General features: G+C 38.0%; 18 protein-coding genes. 5 read left to right on the top strand and 13 right to left on the bottom strand.

All coding sequences use genetic code 11. The annotated features are described in order from the left end of the window. Positions 1 to 94: 94 nt before the first annotated feature. The 8 genes from AA0017_RS17245 to AA0017_RS17280 form a co-directional block, all read right to left on the bottom strand. On the bottom strand, positions 95 to 925 hold the full coding sequence (locus AA0017_RS17245; protein WP_413376439.1) for an undecaprenyl-diphosphate phosphatase: 831 nt from the start codon (positions 923 to 925) through the stop codon (positions 95 to 97). A gap of 161 nt (positions 926 to 1,086) precedes the next feature. Next, on the bottom strand, positions 1,087 to 2,052 hold the full coding sequence (locus AA0017_RS17250) for a calcium/sodium antiporter (protein WP_413376441.1): 966 nt from the start codon (positions 2,050 to 2,052) through the stop codon (positions 1,087 to 1,089). A 135-nt stretch (positions 2,053 to 2,187) separates the two neighbouring features. Then, the gene (locus AA0017_RS17255) at positions 2,188 to 2,505 is read right to left on the bottom strand and encodes an antibiotic biosynthesis monooxygenase (RefSeq protein WP_413376443.1); all 318 of its coding nucleotides are present in this window, start codon (positions 2,503 to 2,505) and stop codon (positions 2,188 to 2,190) included. 152 nt (positions 2,506 to 2,657) lie between these two features. Beyond that, positions 2,658 to 3,257, bottom strand: a complete 600-nt coding sequence (locus AA0017_RS17260; RefSeq protein WP_413376445.1) for a nitroreductase family protein — start codon at positions 3,255 to 3,257, stop codon at positions 2,658 to 2,660. A gap of 252 nt (positions 3,258 to 3,509) precedes the next feature. Beyond that, the gene (locus tag AA0017_RS17265) at positions 3,510 to 3,698 is read right to left on the bottom strand and encodes a hypothetical protein (protein ID WP_413376447.1); all 189 of its coding nucleotides are present in this window, start codon (positions 3,696 to 3,698) and stop codon (positions 3,510 to 3,512) included. Positions 3,699 to 3,796: 98 nt separating this feature from the next. Beyond that, a complete protein-coding gene (locus AA0017_RS17270; protein WP_413376449.1) occupies positions 3,797 to 6,013 on the bottom strand; it encodes a heavy metal translocating P-type ATPase in 2,217 nt (738 codons plus the stop codon). Between the two features lie 66 nt (positions 6,014 to 6,079). Then, positions 6,080 to 6,283 (bottom strand): copper chaperone CopZ, encoded by a 204-nt coding sequence (gene copZ, locus AA0017_RS17275; protein WP_003322472.1) that lies wholly within the window; start codon positions 6,281 to 6,283, stop codon positions 6,080 to 6,082. 62 nt (positions 6,284 to 6,345) lie between these two features. Next, positions 6,346 to 6,636, bottom strand: coding sequence for a metal-sensitive transcriptional regulator (locus AA0017_RS17280; protein WP_413376451.1), 291 nt, complete (start codon positions 6,634 to 6,636; stop codon positions 6,346 to 6,348). A 437-nt stretch (positions 6,637 to 7,073) separates the two neighbouring features. Here AA0017_RS17280 and AA0017_RS17285 point away from each other — a divergent pair, with 437 nt between their 5' ends. Both AA0017_RS17285 and AA0017_RS17290 read left to right on the top strand, forming a co-directional pair. Next, positions 7,074 to 7,628, top strand: coding sequence for a cysteine hydrolase family protein (locus AA0017_RS17285; RefSeq protein WP_413376453.1), 555 nt, complete (start codon positions 7,074 to 7,076; stop codon positions 7,626 to 7,628). Between the two features lie 36 nt (positions 7,629 to 7,664). After that, a complete protein-coding gene (locus tag AA0017_RS17290) occupies positions 7,665 to 9,143 on the top strand; it encodes a nicotinate phosphoribosyltransferase (RefSeq protein WP_413376455.1) in 1,479 nt (492 codons plus the stop codon). Between the two features lie 488 nt (positions 9,144 to 9,631). Here AA0017_RS17290 and AA0017_RS17295 read toward each other — a convergent pair whose 3' ends face one another. From AA0017_RS17295 to AA0017_RS17305, 3 genes are all read right to left on the bottom strand, one after another. Beyond that, positions 9,632 to 10,465, bottom strand: coding sequence for a 1,4-dihydroxy-6-naphthoate synthase (locus tag AA0017_RS17295; protein WP_413376457.1), 834 nt, complete (start codon positions 10,463 to 10,465; stop codon positions 9,632 to 9,634). Next, the gene (locus AA0017_RS17300) at positions 10,462 to 11,112 is read right to left on the bottom strand and encodes a futalosine hydrolase (protein WP_413376459.1); all 651 of its coding nucleotides are present in this window, start codon (positions 11,110 to 11,112) and stop codon (positions 10,462 to 10,464) included. The genes AA0017_RS17295 and AA0017_RS17300 overlap by 4 nt, the downstream gene beginning before the upstream one ends. Before the next feature lie 174 nt (positions 11,113 to 11,286). After that, a complete protein-coding gene (locus AA0017_RS17305; RefSeq protein WP_413376461.1) occupies positions 11,287 to 11,658 on the bottom strand; it encodes a VOC family protein in 372 nt (123 codons plus the stop codon). Positions 11,659 to 11,888: 230 nt separating this feature from the next. On the opposite strand from AA0017_RS17305, the gene AA0017_RS17310 reads away from it, so the two are divergent. Together AA0017_RS17310 and AA0017_RS17315 are read left to right on the top strand one after the other, a co-directional pair. Next, positions 11,889 to 12,329 carry an Rrf2 family transcriptional regulator gene (locus AA0017_RS17310; RefSeq protein WP_413376463.1) on the top strand — a complete coding sequence of 147 codons (441 nt, stop codon included), beginning with the start codon at positions 11,889 to 11,891 and terminating at the stop codon, positions 12,327 to 12,329. 158 nt (positions 12,330 to 12,487) lie between these two features. Next, entirely contained in the window at positions 12,488 to 12,979 is a 492-nt protein-coding gene (locus AA0017_RS17315) for a YusW family protein (protein ID WP_413376465.1), read from the top strand. A gap of 130 nt (positions 12,980 to 13,109) precedes the next feature. On the opposite strand, the gene abc-f is transcribed toward AA0017_RS17315, so the two are convergent. Together abc-f and AA0017_RS17325 are read right to left on the bottom strand one after the other, a co-directional pair. Beyond that, the gene (gene abc-f / locus AA0017_RS17320) at positions 13,110 to 14,726 is read right to left on the bottom strand and encodes a ribosomal protection-like ABC-F family protein (protein ID WP_413376467.1); all 1,617 of its coding nucleotides are present in this window, start codon (positions 14,724 to 14,726) and stop codon (positions 13,110 to 13,112) included. Between the two features lie 369 nt (positions 14,727 to 15,095). Further along, positions 15,096 to 15,749 carry a peptidylprolyl isomerase gene (locus AA0017_RS17325; RefSeq protein ID WP_413376469.1) on the bottom strand — a complete coding sequence of 218 codons (654 nt, stop codon included), beginning with the start codon at positions 15,747 to 15,749 and terminating at the stop codon, positions 15,096 to 15,098. 177 nt (positions 15,750 to 15,926) lie between these two features. On the opposite strand from AA0017_RS17325, the gene AA0017_RS17330 reads away from it, so the two are divergent. Beyond that, on the top strand, positions 15,927 to 16,988 hold the full coding sequence (locus AA0017_RS17330) for a DUF3900 domain-containing protein (protein WP_413376471.1): 1,062 nt from the start codon (positions 15,927 to 15,929) through the stop codon (positions 16,986 to 16,988). Positions 16,989 to 17,021 lie beyond the last annotated feature (33 nt).

Here is a 17,021-nt window from a genome sequence, read left to right on the forward strand (position 1 = left end):
CCGCTCATCTTATATCCCACATTTCGCGTCGTATCACATAACTTCCAATGCAATCACCTGATAACTGGCATTGCCATTCATCCCGCCCATCAGATTAACTAAATGCCAAATACCCAAGTACTCCGAACCCAACGACGAAACAATAAATGGAGAAATAAATTAATTTCCCGCTCTTCATAATATTAATAAAGATTTTTAAAGCAAAATAAGAAGCGAATAATGAAGCCACAAAGGCAATCCCATATCCAAAAGCTTTATCAGAAAAATAAGGGTCATTAAAAACATCGTTTAATGCTAAAATCCCACTACCCAAACTCACTGGAATGTATAAAAAGAAAGAAAAACGTAACGCAAGCTCCCTTGTCCAACCTAGTCCCAACGCTGCGACAATCGTTGCCCCTGAACGGCTAATTCCTGGCATTAAGGCAACCATTTGAGCCAATCCCACGATAATAACGGCTTTTAATGTCATTTGTGATTCCGTTTTTGTCCCTTTAAGTTTTCGAATGATAAAAAGAGCAACACCTGTTATTAATAAAGCGGCCGCAATGATACTGATTCTTCCTGATTGCGTTGAAATCCAATCTTCTAACAATAAACCCGCAATCGCTGCTGGAACGGTCGCAATAACCAGATACACCCAAAAACGAAAATCATTTTCATGTTCTGGGCTTTTTGTTTGAATATATTTTAATGCCCCACCAATTAAACGAATTAGATCTTTACGATAAATAAAAATAACGGCAAATAATGAGGCGAAGTTTACGAATACTTCAAAAGTTAATCCTTTGCTTTCTAAACCGAGAAAATATTGTACCAACACGAGATGACCACTTGATGAGACAGGAATCGGTTCTGTGATTCCTTGAATTAAACCGAGAATTAAGTACTGAACCCATTCTACAACTTGCACTCCGCTCTCCAATCCAATCGACTCCTAACCCCAAAATTAAAATCCCTCATACATTGTTTATTGTAAATGACAAAAGTAAACAAATGGTTAATGTCTTGTAAAGAAAACATTAAGTTGGACAAGGGAACTTACTACATATTTATTATCTATTTTTATAATTAGACCATCCAATCTTAGTTTCGAATGATAATATAAATTAAATAAACGATATAAATGAGCACTAAAATGCTGCCTTCACCTTTTCCAATAATATATTTAGTCCGAGAAAAGACAAGTAAAATGATCGTAAAAATAATTAAAATAATCACATCAAGAATCACTCTAGGATCAACTGCTAGTGGGGTTATAGTGGCCGCAACTCCGAGCACAAATAAAATATTAAAGACACCACTGCCGACGATATTTCCTAAGGCAATATCGCTCTCTTTTTTTATCGCAGCAATAATAGCTGTCACTAATTCTGGGGCTGAAGTTCCAATTGCTACAATTGTTAATCCAACCAATGTTTCGCTCATACCAAGGTCAAGTGCAATCGCTGAGCTACTTGAAACGACAAATTCTCCTCCAAGTAAAATGGCCATTAAACCTAAGATAGAAATACCAATCGCTTTTCCCCACTTCTTTTCTTCACGAGGAACTTTCGCTCGTTTTCCTTTATCTTGAATCCGTTCTTTACGAATAACCTCCAATATATAGTATAAAAACACAGCAAAAAGAATTAAAAAGATAATCCCTTCACTTCGGGTAATCACATTCATCGCTCCTGAATGTAACCCTCTATCATTCATAAAGATAAGCAAAGAAACACTGGCAAGTAACGTAAACGGAATTTCCTTACGAATCGTATTATCTTGGACCGCTAATGGACTAATAATTGCCATAACCCCAACGATAAAGGTCATATTGAACAAATTACTACCAACAACATTACCGATCGCCATTTCTGAACTTCCTCTCAAAGCCGCAAGTACACCAATGATAACCTCTGGTGCACTTGTCCCAAAGGCAACAATCGTTAATCCAATGACGAGTGGAGAAATCGATAAATATTTAGCCATAGTGGACGCACCATTCACAAAATAGTTTGCTCCTCCGATTAGTACAACAAATCCTACTAGAAGTAATATATAATCAAGCAATTTTGAGAGCCTCCCCGCTTTTTCTTATACTCAGTATAAACGTAAGTACTCATTCTTATTTTAATAAGTGGGAAAAAATGAAAAAACCATCAAAATTCACATAATGTTGTGAAGTTTGATGGTTATATGTACTCATTATCTAGCTGTTTTGAAAACTTTTACTTCATATAGATTTTGACTCATCTCAATAATATGCTCTGGTTTTGGTTTACCACGGCTTTGACGATGCCCTTCAAGATGAATATCGCTTTTTTCCCAGTTTTTCCAGTCTTGTTCTGATTCCCAACGAATCACTACAATCACTTCTTCATCGCCACGGCGCTGCTTTTTTACAAGAACGGACATATCAATAAAACCTGGTTGCTGTTCGATAACCCCTTCACCGCTAAATCGCTCGACCACTAAGTTGGATGTACCCTCTTTAACAAGAATATTTTTATTTTGAAAAAACATAACAAGACCCCTCTCCCAAAAGCTCATAATCTCTCCCTATCATAATTGAGAAAGATTATTATTGTCAATTAAAAGCTATGCTTATCTAAAATTAGATTGGATCCGGCTCTGATGTTAAGTTCGAGTTTCCCGTTAGCCGTACTTAAGCTACATTACCTAAAAACTTTCACTCGCTCTTCAATGGGTAAGAACCTTTTTTCCACTAGGTTCTCGGCTGCGACTCCAAATGGCATTTGGGCAATCAGCCGCCAATTTGTTGGAATGTCCCATTTCTCTTTCATTTTTTCATCAACAAGCGGATTATAATGCTGAATCGATGCAGCTAAACCTTCTTGCTCTAATGCTGTCCAGACAGCCAATTGTTGCATTCCAGATGATTGTTCAGACCAAGCAGTAAATTTCCCTTTAAATTTCGGCTTTTCTTTTTCATAGGCATTTGTTATTTCTTCATCATCAAAAAAGAGGACCGTGCCATAACCTGATTGAATTCCATTTAATTTCTTTTCTGTTATTTCAAATTGTTCTCGCGAAAGACTTGATTCTAATATGTCTTTGATCATTTGCCAAAATGTATCGTGCTGTTCCCCAAATAAAATCGCCACAGTGCTACTTTGAGAGTTAAAAGCTGTCGGTGAATGCTTAACAACTGTTGAAACAACCTCAATAATTCTTTCGTCCGAAATCGGTGAATCCTTTTCGACAACTCGAACCGTTCGTCTTTGTTCTACTGCTTTTAAAAATAAATCACTCATACGTACTACCCCTTTCGCCACTACATTGTTCATAACCATAATTTATCACCTAGTTTTCTGTCAAGAGAAGAAAGGGCAATCTCAAAATCGCTCATGAACATGGTGAATATCTATGAGAACTCTAAAAGAAAACAGTGAAACCATTCATGGGCATAAGCCCATATGTCATTTTGAATACTCTTTTCACATGTAAAAAAAGAGTTGCCACCTACAAAGTCTATTTGACTTATATAGGTACAACTCCTTTCTGATTTATTTTACTAGAAAGTGATAGCCTCCGAATAATAAGATGGCTAAAGCAAAGAGGATGTACGGGGTTTTATGGAGAAGAAAATGATTGAACCCTTTTTTGGGCTCACTCGATTTTTGAACGTGTTCTTTTTTGATTGCATCCAAGCTTTCTTGTTCAAGTAAGACGGTATCCTCTTGTTCCTCTCTCAATCCACTCACCTCTAGTACGCTCGATATTTCTTTTATTATAACGAAAATCGCTAGACTTTAAAAACAAATTTTTACAAATCATCAGCTTCTTAGAAGTCTCACTTATGAATACGGAGCTTTTGTAGTCTTAAAGCATTTAATACAACCGAGACAGAGCTAAATGCCATCGCTGCTCCCGCTAACCAAGGAGCTAGTAAACCAAAAGCTGCGATTGGAATCCCAATAAAATTATAAATAAAAGCAAAAAACAAATTTTGTTTAATGTTTCGCATCGTTATATGACTAATGGAAAGGGCATCAGCCACTGAGTGTAAATCATCTTTCATTAAAGCAATATCCGCTGCTTCAATGGCAATGTCTGTTCCAGTTCCAATCGCCATTCCAACATCGGCTACGACTAAAGCGGGGGCATCATTAATGCCGTCGCCAACCATCGCCACCTTTTGACCTTGCTGTTGTAGCTTTTTAATTATTTCGCTTTTCTGTTCTGGTAAAACCTCGGCAATCACTTGGTCAATCCCTACTTGTTTAGCAATCATTTTAGCTGTTTTTTCATTGTCGCCCGTTAACATAAGGACATTTATTCCTCGTTTACGTAAACGGTTAATAGCCCCTTTTGAACCTGGCTTTATAATATCAGCAACAGCCAATAGCCCAATTAAGCGGCGATTGCACGCTAATAAAATAGCTGATTTCCCTTGTTCTTCTAACTCTATTAACTTCAGCTCCGCCTTTTCTCTATCAATACCTTCCCTATCAAAAAAGCGACGAGTCCCTATTAAAATCTCCTTGCCGCCATGATTTGCTCTAACCCCACCACCTGGTATCGCTTCAAAAAAGTCCGGTTCCTCGATAAGAAGCTTCTGAGCTTTAGCAGCCGTGACAATGGCCTTTGCTAATGGATGTTCAGAATTCTTTTCCGCAGCTGCTGCTATTTTTAATAATTGATTTCGCGGATAGTGATTAAAAGCGATAACATCTGTTAAAGTTGGTTCCCCTTTTGTTATCGTCCCCGTCTTGTCCAATACAACCGTATCAATTGATTGTGTGTTTTCTAAATGCTCTCCACCTTTAAATAAAAGTCCAAACTCAGCTGCGCGTCCCGACCCAGCCATAATCGATGTCGGGGTTGCTAGTCCCAATGCACAAGGACAAGCGATCACTAAAATCGAAATCGCAGGGATAAGAGCAGAAGCTAACTGTCCAGGCATCACGAAAAAATACCAAATCGTAAAAACGAGCAAAGCTATCATAATGACTATTGGGACAAAAATTCCAGCAATCCGATCCGCTAATCTTTGAATGTTTGCTTTTGAACCTTGTGCTTCCTCTACCACTTTAACGATTTGAGCTAAAGCAGAATCCTCGCCAATTCGCACCGCCCTCACTTTTATTGCACCATTGATATTAATAGTAGCTCCAATGACCGTATCTCCGACTTTCTTTTCAACTGGTAAGCTTTCACCAGTAATGACCGATTCATCAACAACCGTGCTCCCGGATTCAATCGTCCCATCCACCGGTATTTTCTCTCCAGGACGTATTAATACGAGATCGTTTTCGATCACTTCTTCTAATTTAACAATTTGTTCTTGACCATTTCGTATAACAAGGGCATTTTTTGCTTGTAAACGTAGGAGCTGTTTAATCGCTTGACTTGTTCGACCTTTTGCTTTTAATTCAAAAAGCTTCCCAAGCATCACTAATGTAATAATGACAGCACTTGCTTCAAAATATAGTTCGACCATCCCTACATGTCCATTTATTCTTGCTTCAAACATGAGATAAACACTATACAAATAAGCCGCACTCGTCCCTAGCGCAACAAGAACATCCATATTGGCACTTTTACTTCTTAATGCATGATACGCCCCGACATAGAATGGGGCTCCCACGATAAATTGGACAGGTGTTGCTAACATAAACTGGACAAAAGGATCGGTTAAAATTTGTGGAATGTACAAAATCGACAAGAAATGAAAATGGGTAATCATTGTCCAAAACAAAGGAAGTGTTAAAAAAAGTGAAAACGAAAATAACCTTAATTGATTTTTATAGGCTTTTAACTTTAGAGCTTCTTTTTCCTTTTCTTCCTCTTTATTAAGTGCATGATAACCTAACTTTTTGATAACTTCAGCAAAACGTTGACTCCCCACCACTTTGGGGTTATACGTGACTGTCGATCTTTCTAAAGCGTAGTTCACATTTGCTGAAAAAACCCCTTCGATTCGAGAAAGAGCTTTTTCAATTCGAATTGCACATGCTGCACAAGTCATCCCCTCAATCTGAAGGGTCATCTCCTTTTGTACAGACAAACACTACACCCCCGTAACTACACAATGAGGCCCCTTTGTATGTATAAACAAAGAGGCCTCATCGATTTATTTTACGTCATATCCTTGCTCTTCAATTGTTTCGGTAATTTGAGCCAACGTTACTTTATCAGCATCAAACTGTACTTCCACTTTTCCATTCGATAAATCGACGCTCACTTGGGAAACACCGCTTAATTCGCCAACATTGCTTTCCACCGCTTTTACACAATGACCACATGACATGCCTTCAACATTCAATACTTCTTTCATCTAATCTTCCTCCTATGTCTCTTTATGTTTATTCAGACTTCTAAAAAAAATTCCTCTACTTTTTAACGAATCATTCTTTTTACGACTGTCATTAATTCATCAATTGCTTCTTCACCATTGCCTTCTTGAATCGCTTTTGATACACAATGATGGGTATGATCTTCTGTCAAAGCAACAGAGACTTTATTTAGAGCCGCTTGCACTGCTGCAATTTGATTTAAAATATCAACGCAATAACGATCCGATTCAACCATACTATGAATGCCTCGGACTTGCCCTTCAATGCGCTTAAGCCGATTTAGTAATTGTTGCTTATTTGGCTGTACCGTCTTCTTCGCAGAGTGTTCGCTCATAGCTCCACCTCGTTTCTTTTATACATATACCCCGTATACCTACAATATCATATTTTAATATGATGTCAAGATTCCCAACCTTCCCTTTAGAAAATATAAAAAAAGTAGCTAATTCGGTTGAAGAAGGAGAGAATATATTCAAAACAGATTTAGGTGGAGCCATCACTTTTTTGTTTATTTCATATCCAACTGCGGTTCGACGGCTTTACTCGGCTTTTTTTACACATCTACCACGGCCATATCCAGTTTGACAGCGTTGCTCAACTTTTTTAAGCATAAGTTTTTTAATTATATTTGCTTCACTCCGTAACCAATTCTCTACTATTCCCTTCACCCTATCGCTTTAAAACCACCTACTAGCTCTTCCTTTATTTTACTTGCTTAAAGGGATTATAATAAAAGGAGGCAATGAACCATACAATAAGGGGGTATCATAAATGACGAAAGCACTCATTAATATCGATTATACAAATGACTTTGTGCAAACAGACGGGGCTCTTACTTGTGGAGAACCTGGTCAAGCCATTGAAAATGCCATTACTGAAATAACCAAAACATTTATTGAGCAAGGTGATTTCACGATCTTTGCTATTGATTGCCATCAACAAGACGATCCGTTCCATCCAGAATCCAAACTTTTTCCTGCCCATAATATAAAAGGGACAGAAGGACGAGCTTTATACGGAAAGTTAGCAAAGGTATATGAACAATTTCGACAATTGCCTCATGTTAAATGGATAGACAAAACAAGATATTCTGCCTTTGCTGGGACAAATTTAGAAATTGTCTTACGTGAAAGAGGCATTACAGAGGTTCATTTAGTTGGAGTTTGTACCGATATTTGCGTTCTTCATACGGCAGTGGATGCTTATAATAAAGGATTTGAAGTCATTATTTATGAAAATGCCGTTGCAAGCTTTGATGCACAAGGTCATGAATGGGCCTTGCGCCATTTCGAGAATAGTTTAGGAGCAAAGGTAATTAAACCGTAAGCTTCTTAAATGGTTTAAACAAATGGAGGTTCCAGAATGAAAAAGCAATATTTAGATGATAGTTTAGCTTTACACACTGATTTATACCAAATTAATATGGCCGAAACCTATTGGGAAGACAATGTTCATGAAAGGAAAGCGGTCTTTGAACTTTTTTTCCGTAAGCTTCCTTTCGGTAATGGTTATGCTGTTTTTGCTGGATTGGAACGAGTTGTTGATTTCCTTCAAAACTTTCACTTTAGTGAGTTTGATATTAACTACTTACGTGATGATTGTGGATATAAAGAAGATTTTCTCGATTATTTAAAAACCGTTCGATTCACTGGTACAGTTCGTTCCATGAAAGAAGGAGAAATCGTCTTTGGCAATGAGCCTTTAATTCGTATTGAAGCCCCTTTAGTAGAAGCTCAGCTCATTGAAACAGCGATTTTAAATATCGTTAATTACCAAACATTGATTGCCACAAAGGCAGCTCGTATTAAACATGTTCTTGGTGATGCAACAGCGATGGAGTTCGGCACAAGACGTGCTCAAGAAATGGATGCCGCCATTTGGGGGACTCGTGCCGCGATTATTGGAGGGTTTGATGCTACTTCAAATGTTCGAGCCGGAAAAATGTTTAATATTCCTATTGCCGGAACACACGCCCACTCGATGATCCAAGCGTATCGTGATGAATATACCGCTTTCCATAAGTACGCTCGTCGTCATAAAGACTGTGTCTTTTTGGTTGATACATATAACACCTTAAAATCAGGCGTACCGAATGCGATCAAAGTAGCCAATGAACTTGGTGATAAAATTAACTTCAAAGGGGTTCGACTCGATAGCGGAGATTTGGCCTTCCTTTCTAAAAAAGTAAGGAAAATGTTAGATGAAGCCGGTTATCCCAATGCCAAAATCGTCGCATCAAATGACTTAGACGAATCAACGATTATGAACCTCAAACAACAAGGAGCTCAAATTGACATTTGGGGAATCGGCACAAAGTTAATTACTGCCTACGATCAGCCAGCCTTAGGTGCTGTTTATAAGCTCGTCTCAATAGAAGATGAGAATGAAACGATGTTAGACACGATCAAAATTAGTGGAAATCCGGAAAAAGTAACGACACCAGGACTAAAAAGAGTGTACCGAATTATCAACCGTTATACGAAAAAATCAGAGGGAGATTATATTGCCCTCGAACATGAGAACCCTGAAAACGAAGAAGTCCTGCATATGTTCCATCCGGTTCATACGTTTATTAGCAAATATGTACGTCATTTTGATGCGATTGATTTGCATGAGATTATTTTCAAAGACGGGAAGTTTGTATATGAATTGCCATCACTACAAAAAATACGCAGCTACACAGAAAGCCAATTACACTTACTGTGGGATGAGTATAAACGTACCCTTCACCCTGAAGAATATCCGGTCGATTTAAGTGAAGCCTGTTATCAAAATAAAATCGACAACATTAAACTCGTCAAGGAAAAAGTCGAAGCATTCATCCAAGAACATAAATCTTAAAAAGCGGAGGAAGGCGGTTAGAAGCGAGGAAAAATCTAGAACAGCCTTGGAAGTCGCTCTTTGACTTCCTAAGGATGGGCGGATTTTTCCCGAGCTTCTGCCTTCCGTAACTAGATTAATAAAAAGCGGAGGGCGTTTGCCTAGAAGTGAGAAAAAAGACTCCTAAAACCATTTTGAGAGTCTTTTTTCGCTTTGCTTTCATTAACTTTTACCCTCTATTCGTACCGTAATCCGTGCAATTTAGGAGTTTCATTACCTATTATCCTTTTTTCATACCCTAATCATTACAATTCAGATACTTCATTACTTATTACCCTCTTTTCACACCCTAATCCGCACAATTCAGCAGTTTCATTACCTATCACTCTCTATTCGTATCGTAATCCCCAAAATCAACTTCCTTCATTACCAATCCCCTATCAACAAAAAAAGGCCACTCAAAAAGGTCAAATGACCCTTTTGAGACAGCCTTTCTCAATAATGCTCTGTTAATCACGTAGTTCTTTTAAGTCAAACTCCGGAACAAGCCCTTCCTCCATCGCCCTTCCTAATAAGGACTCAACCGCGGCATATCCATCTTCACCTAGGCTTGCTGAAAATTCATTCACATAAAGCTCAATATGTGAATGGGCCACTTCTTCAGACATTTCCTGAGCATGCTCTAACACATATTGTTTAGATGCCTCCGGATTTCGCCATGCATATTCAACTGAGGATCTCACCCATTTACTAATCTCTTGATGATTTAATCCTCTTTTAGCAATAATCGCACCTAGTGGTATTGGTAACCCTGTATCGGCTTCCCACCAACTCCCTAAATCTTCAACAAGTTCCAAGTCATAATTTTGATAGGTAAAACGTGCCTCATGAATAACTAAACCAGCATCTACTTCTCCCTTTTGTACAGCTGGCATAATTTCATCAAAAGGCATTACGATGATTTCACCAACACCGCCTTCTACTTGTTGCTTCACCCAAAGTCGAAAAAGTAAATATGCTGTGGAACGATCACTAGGAACCGCTACACTTTTTCCTGATAACTCGTTAGGACTTTTTCCTTTTTCTTTGGATAACACAAGAGGGCCACAGCCACGTCCTAATGCTCCTCCACATGGAATAAGGCGATAATGTTCTAACACCCAGGGAAGTGCTGCATAAGAAATTTTCATGATTTCCGGGCCTTCATGATTTGCTGCCCAATAATTGGTTTTATCAATATCGGCATAGGTTACTTCCAGCTTTGGTGCATCGACATGGCCAAATACGGCTGCATGAAAAATAAACGTATCATTTGGACAAGGTGAGAATGCAATTTTTGTCATTGTACAACCTCCAATAATGTTTCACTCACTACTTCTAATAAGCTCAATGCTTCTTTTAACTTCCATGCCTCACGATTTCTTGGACCCACCTCATTAGAAATCGTCCGGACTTCGATTACAGGTATCTCAAAGAGCCTAGCTGCTGTAGCGACACCAAACCCTTCCATCGCTTCCGCTTTCGCCTCTGGAAAACGTTCCATTAGTTGCTCAGTTGTTTTATTCGTCCCAGTCACGGTACTCAACGTCAAAATTTGTCCATTAAAACTGGATACCCCCTTCTTAGTGAGAGCCTCTAAAAGTTTTCGACTTACCGTTTGTTCTGCTTCAATGATGGACACACCTAAATTCAGCTGCTCAACTGGGAGAAACCCATCTGGTGATTCTGAGCCTAGATCAGCAGCGACCATTTGAGTTGATACAACAATAGAACCAACTGGAGCTCGTCCTTTAAAACCACCTGCTATCCCTAGATTCAATACTAAATCATAAGTATGTTGCATTAAGATCTTTGTTGTAGTAGCAGCTGCTAAAGTGGGCCCAACCCCCATCACTTCAACGTCAATAAAGGTTGGCTCACCAATTGCTTTTTTTATCGCTTCACGTTCGGCTTCGACCGATACCATCAATAAAATTCGTTTATGTCTCATTAAATTATGTACACCTTTCACTCTTACTAGACTAGTCTTTCTTACATTATCTATAATCCCTTATCCTAGTTTAACAATTGCTAAATAAATTGGAAAGAAAGCTGTTTTTTTATTTTACAAGCTCCTTTTTATTTACAAAACAAAAGAGCTGCATTAAACAGCTCCGAATTTGCTTTACTTTTTTTCATCAATTAATTCGATGCGGTTACCAAATGGATCATAGATAAAGCACCTTGCGACTCCAGGAATTTTATCATCGTTTTGAAAAGGAATATGATGAAGCTCTAGATGTTTTTGTAAAGCTGATAACGAGGAGACACAAAGGGCTGGATGAGCTTTTTTGGCTGGTTTAAAATCTGATTCTACACCGATATGAAGTTGAACATTCCCCGCCGTGACCCAAATTCCGCCATTCTTTTTTAATTCTACTGGCTTTTCGATTTCTTCCATTCCGAGCAGTTCGACAAAAAATTTTCGTGCTGCTCCTTCACAATCTTTAGGGGCTGCAAGTTGAACATGATCAATGGCTGTAAATTGAAATGACATATAAAACCACCTCCACCTACATATTACCATCAACCAACTATCTATATTTCGAAAATTCTCGTTTATAGAAAAAATTAGCCCTATTTTTTACTTTTATATCCATATAAAAAAGAAATTATAGTATAGTAATGATAACAAGCTTTTTAGACAATTTGATCGGATTCAATCAAACAGCAACACCTTATGTTAAGTCACCTTCTCAAAAAGCTTACAAAATAGAGGTGAATACGATGCAACTAACTACTAAATCTGATTATGCACTCAGAACGTTAATATATTTAGGCAGTCAAATGGACGTAACGGCCATTGTCACAATGAAAGAAATTGCTACAACTTACAACCTTCCAACTAGTCAAATTAAAAAGGTTGCTCGTGAGCTTGAAGTGACTGGATATCTTGAAATCATTGACCGTAAAAAAGGGTCCATTAAATTGGCTATCCCACCCGAACAAATTACTTTAGGAGCTGTGATTAAAAGTACAGAAAGTCTTGACCTAATTGAATGCTTTAATCATGAGCAAAACCAATGTATTATAAGCCCCGCGTGCCAATTAAAACCAATTTTATCCGAAGCTCTACAAGCCTTTTTACACGTTTTAGAAAAATACACCCTGCAAGATTTAATAAGCAATAAAACGGACTTACACTCTTTATTCTTAATCTTTAAATAATAGTAGAATTAAGACTATCTCACAAGGTTACCCGGCCTTTTGAGTGGTCTTTTTTATTGACGAGGAACTCAACAGAGTCCATTTAAGATTAATTTTAGCAAAACTGGGTATACTTCCATATCAAGCTAACAAAAAACAAAGTCTTGGGAGGAATACATATGTTAAAACGATTAGTCTATGCCACACTATTACTTATTCTGCTTACTTTAGCTGCTTGTAATACAACAAATGAAGAGATACCCAATGAGCCAATAGGGGACCCAGAAACCGATATGACCGAACCTGATGGAGAGCAGTCTTCCGATGAAGAAGTAAATGAGACCACTCCTGAATCTGACAGAGCAATTACAGACTTTAGCCTCGAAATCGATACAACCGAAAATAATGAATTGATTGATATTGAATATGAAGAAGAAAGAAATGGCATCGAAGCAAAATATCAAGCCGATGGTGAAAATTTAACGGGAGAAGAAGCTAGGCCTGTGATTGAAGATTTGTTAACATCTCTTTCCTTACATTCAGATATGAGCAATGAAGACATTATTAGCCTCGTTTTAGAGCACTTTAACATAACTGAGGACCAAGTTGTTGATTTTGATCTCGAGGTCGAATTTAACGGCGTCAAAGAAATCGATATTGATTGGAATTAAGTGAAGAATGAAACAACCGACAGTCTATTCTAGACTTTACTGTCGGTTGTTTTTTACAGCTATTCAATTGAATCAACTAGATTAATTTTTCAATACGCTCGTCTGCTCCAAATTGAATCTCCGCAGCCTATTACCCCCATTCTTTCTTTTGCCTTAGCAGCTGTTGAAAGCGTTGCTCGAGCTTAGCTTTCTCATCCTCATTAAGCACAACCGATAATTTGCTTAGCGTTTCCGTTATTTCTAATTCCAATCGAAGTTTATCTTCAGTGCTTTGATTCATTATTGAATGAGTTTGTTTATTTCTTGATTCTAGCTGAGCGATTCCATTATCTATCGTTAATTTGTCACTCGCTAACTCATTAATAAAATAGCGATCGTGACTGACAAAAAGAATGGTGCCAGGATATGCCTTTAACACTTCAGCGAGAGCTTCTTTAGTTGGTAAATCCAAATAATTGGTCGGTTCATCTAATAATAGAACATTCGCCTTGCTTAAGAATACTTTTGCTAGCGAGGTTTTGACCCTTTCTCCCCCACTTAACATATACACCTTTTTATGAACATCGTCTCTTTTAAAAAGCAAGCGTGCCAGCACAGTCCGAATGAAAGACTCTGGATAGTCACTCGTTTCCTGGACATTTTCTAAAATCGTTTGATTGGGATTTAAATGTTCAAGCTTTTGATAAAAAAAGGCGAGTTCGGCTACTTTTGATAGCTGAATCCCATTTTCACGTGCGAATATCATTTTTAATAAGGTTGATTTTCCTGAGCCATTTCCACCTATAATCGCTACTTTTGCTCCAGGTTTTATGGTTCCATTAAGTCGATTGAATAACAGTCTATCGCCAGCCTTACCTTCAACCTCATCAAATTGAATGACATTTTTACTATGAACGAAGGAAACAGAACTTAAATCAAATTGGAGAGGCTCCTCCACCTTTGGCTTTTCCTTTTTCTCTAATTGTTCTAATCTTGTTTGAATCGCTTTTACGCCTCTATCCAGTTTAGCTTTCTTCTTTCCAACACTTCTTTTATGAAGCCTCGCTTCTGAATTACCCATCCGAGAAGGAGCCTTCTTTAATGATTTTGACTTCTGACTTTGAGCTTTAGCCGCATCTTCAAGCCTTCTTTTTTCTTTTTCGTACTCAATATATTCAAACTGTTTTCTCTCTTTCTGTTGTTCTTTCTGCTCCAAATGGGCCTCGTAATTCCCCTCAAAAACACGTACCTTTCCATCGGCAATCTCCCAAATTTTTGTGCAGATCGTGTTCAACAGTTGTCGATCGTGGGAAATGATTATCAACGCCCCTTTAAATTTTTTAAAATGATTTTCTAATTCCTCGATTCCTTGCATATCTAAATGACTCGTCGGCTCATCTGCAATTAACACATTCGGTTCCTTGGCGAATGCCTCAGCAATCTTCTTCCTTGTTATCTCTCCTCCACTAAGGGTTTCAGAAGGGTTGTTCGGAACAGACCAGCGTATTTTTTCTTTCTGAAATACTTCTGACTCCAACTCTGGTACTGCTTCAAGCTGGGGGATATAAGCAAAGGCATGGTCCATTTGAACGGCTCCTTTATCTGGTTCCAACTCCCCAACAATGATTTTTAATAAACTCGATTTACCTTCCCCATTTTTACCTACAACGCCTATTTTATCTCCTTTATAAACTTGAAGCAGCTCTATCTCTAACAATAAACGCTCACCATAGCTTTTTTCTAAGTGACCTATTTCTAAAAATAACATCAAAAAACCTCCCTAGATCTCTAGAGAGGGTTATCATTCAAATTCCAAAATTTTCAAGGTTTTATGAACAGCAAAATCCAAAGAAGCTTAAAAAAACTTACTTATGTAGTTCATTCAAATAAAAAGACATTACCTTAAAAATGGACAGACTAACCCTATCTAGTTCATCAATTTGTTTTTAAACTCACAAATAATGTTCTAAAAATAGGATTAAAACTTCATCGTATAAGGTACCTGTCCCTTTCATCATATTTATTCTTCATTAGAATAATATAATTTCCAAATTACTGTCAAGCGATATTTCCTTTTATTAAGATATAAAAAAGAGCCCTTGCTACAAAAAATGTACCAAGGAACTACTTATTGCCTTTATTCCACTTCAACAAATTCAACGGTCATTTGCTTAATTACTTGCTCTTGCCCTTGAACCGGCATATAGCGACTGTCTGTTTCAACCGCGACAATTTTATTAACAACATCCATACCTTCAGTGACCCTCCCAAAGCCTGCATAATCACCGTCTAAATGAGGCGAGGTTTCAACCATAATAAAAAATTGCGATCCAGCTGAATCAGGATGCTGACTACGTGCCATAGAGAGCACGCCAGGGTCATGTTTTAAATCGTTCTCAAAACCGTTGCTACTAAATTCTCCTTCGATTGTATGACCAGGTCCACCCGAACCGTTACCGTCAGGATCGCCTCCTTGAATCATAAATCCAGGAATGACACGATGAAATGTAAGACCATCATAAAAACCATCTTGTACAAGGTTAACAAAGTTATCGACTGTTTTAGGTGCGACATCTGGGTAAAGTTCAATGACCACTTCCTCGCCATTTTCCATCTCCATTGTCACGATCGGCTGTTGGCCTTCAGGTACAACAGTTGAAACCTCTTCGTTGGCTTCGTTCCCTTCACCTGTTACTTCTTCACCTTCATTATTATTTTCGGCTTGTCCACAAGCTGTAACGAACATGATTAACATACAAGCAGCCAGAGCCACCATCCATTTCTTCATCATTTCGAACGCCTCCCCTTCATAGCAAATACTCAATAAGAAAAAGATACCAAAATTGATAAGAGAAAGTCAAAATAATGGGGAGACGATTTTACTAAGAATTGACGAAACACGCCCCAGCTTCTATACTGAAAAAATCGTAAAATGATACGTTTATGCTAATAAAGGATGGGGATTCATTTGGATTTTGAGATACAATTTTTATCTTTTTATGTCGTGCAAATTGATGGACAAGGTGAGCAGACGAATAAGCTTTATAAACATTTTCAAACATTAAATAAAGCTGAATTTGAGCAAAGTCAGTTAAAAGATTTTTTAGATGGCGAACTCAAAAAAATCGTCAATCGAAAAGTGGAGCGTCACCCTAAATCAGACCAAGTCCCAACCAAGATCGGTCGTTTTGTGACCGAACCTGGTCATGAATTAACATCCAATCCGAACTACAATCTTTTTTATCGTGCACGAACAGCCGAATCAAAGATGGACTTTCAAGAAGTCTCTGAGAAATTTGTCCGAATCTATCTTGAAACGAGTGCCGTTCGGGGTGGTGCCTTTTTAGTAGCAACCGCTGTTCCACGAAAATTTTATGATGATGCTTTCGTTTTTATTATGAAATGTGATTTTGAACCAAAAGTAGCCACTATTTCAGATGAAGCCTCTCTCATTCGAAAAGTGGAACATGCCATTACCACCAAGAACATGAAGTCGATTCAATATCCTTTTATGCCTGAAGAAGGCATGATTGAAGAAGCAGAGGTGAAGATTCATCAAGCTTCACACGCTCGTTATTTTGAGGATTTTTTAAAGTATGTTGAATATGGTGATGCAATGCCAACCATTATCAAGTCCCAAGTTTTAAATATCGTTCAAGAGCATGTAACCGAAAGTTTTTCCGACAATCACGAAGAACGGCAGAAGTTCGAGCATGAATTAGAAATTTGGGAAGCGAGTGAAAAAAGAGAAATTAGCGAAAGGCTTGATACCCATCAGGTAATGGAAGCTTCAGCTCATATCGTCGAACAAACTCCTGAAGCGGAAATTAAGATGAAGCTTGGCGAAACAGAGATAAAGGCCCTCCTTGCCGATTTTGGCGAGAACCTCCATCTAGCAAAATTAAATGGTCGTTACGTGCTTTTAGTCGAAGCCGAAGCTATTCAATTTGAAAAAGGGGTCTCACCTGTTGAATTTTATAAACCAGATGATTTACATGAAATTATTGAAAAAATAAATCGCAAGGGGTAGTTCTGTTTTGAAGAGATACTCCGACTTAGAAAC

The organism is Alkalihalobacillus phoenicis (assembly GCF_047302405.1).
In the GTDB taxonomy this organism is placed as follows: Bacteria; Bacillota; Bacilli; order Bacillales; family Bacillaceae_D; genus Alkalihalobacillus.

What these genes read in the sequence shown, in the direction of transcription:
- AA0017_RS17255 (WP_413376443.1), bottom strand. Translation starts at nt 2,505, where the DNA reads ATGTTTTTTCAAAATAAAAATATTCTTGTTAAAGAGGGTACATCCAAC.
- AA0017_RS17260 (WP_413376445.1), bottom strand. Translation starts at nt 3,257, where the DNA reads ATGAGTGATTTATTTTTAAAAGCAGTAGAACAAAGACGAACGGTTCGA.
- copZ (WP_003322472.1), bottom strand. Translation starts at nt 6,283, where the DNA reads ATGAAAGAAGTATTGAATGTTGAAGGCATGTCATGTGGTCATTGTGTA.
- AA0017_RS17280 (WP_413376451.1), bottom strand. Translation starts at nt 6,636, where the DNA reads ATGAGCGAACACTCTGCGAAGAAGACGGTACAGCCAAATAAGCAACAA.
- AA0017_RS17285 (WP_413376453.1), top strand. Translation starts at nt 7,074, where the DNA reads ATGACGAAAGCACTCATTAATATCGATTATACAAATGACTTTGTGCAA.
- AA0017_RS17290 (WP_413376455.1), top strand. Translation starts at nt 7,665, where the DNA reads ATGAAAAAGCAATATTTAGATGATAGTTTAGCTTTACACACTGATTTA.
- AA0017_RS17295 (WP_413376457.1), bottom strand. Translation starts at nt 10,465, where the DNA reads ATGACAAAAATTGCATTCTCACCTTGTCCAAATGATACGTTTATTTTT.
- AA0017_RS17300 (WP_413376459.1), bottom strand. Translation starts at nt 11,112, where the DNA reads ATGAGACATAAACGAATTTTATTGATGGTATCGGTCGAAGCCGAACGT.
- AA0017_RS17305 (WP_413376461.1), bottom strand. Translation starts at nt 11,658, where the DNA reads ATGTCATTTCAATTTACAGCCATTGATCATGTTCAACTTGCAGCCCCT.
- AA0017_RS17310 (WP_413376463.1), top strand. Translation starts at nt 11,889, where the DNA reads ATGCAACTAACTACTAAATCTGATTATGCACTCAGAACGTTAATATAT.
- AA0017_RS17315 (WP_413376465.1), top strand. Translation starts at nt 12,488, where the DNA reads ATGTTAAAACGATTAGTCTATGCCACACTATTACTTATTCTGCTTACT.
- abc-f (WP_413376467.1), bottom strand. Translation starts at nt 14,726, where the DNA reads ATGTTATTTTTAGAAATAGGTCACTTAGAAAAAAGCTATGGTGAGCGT.
- AA0017_RS17325 (WP_413376469.1), bottom strand. Translation starts at nt 15,749, where the DNA reads ATGATGAAGAAATGGATGGTGGCTCTGGCTGCTTGTATGTTAATCATG.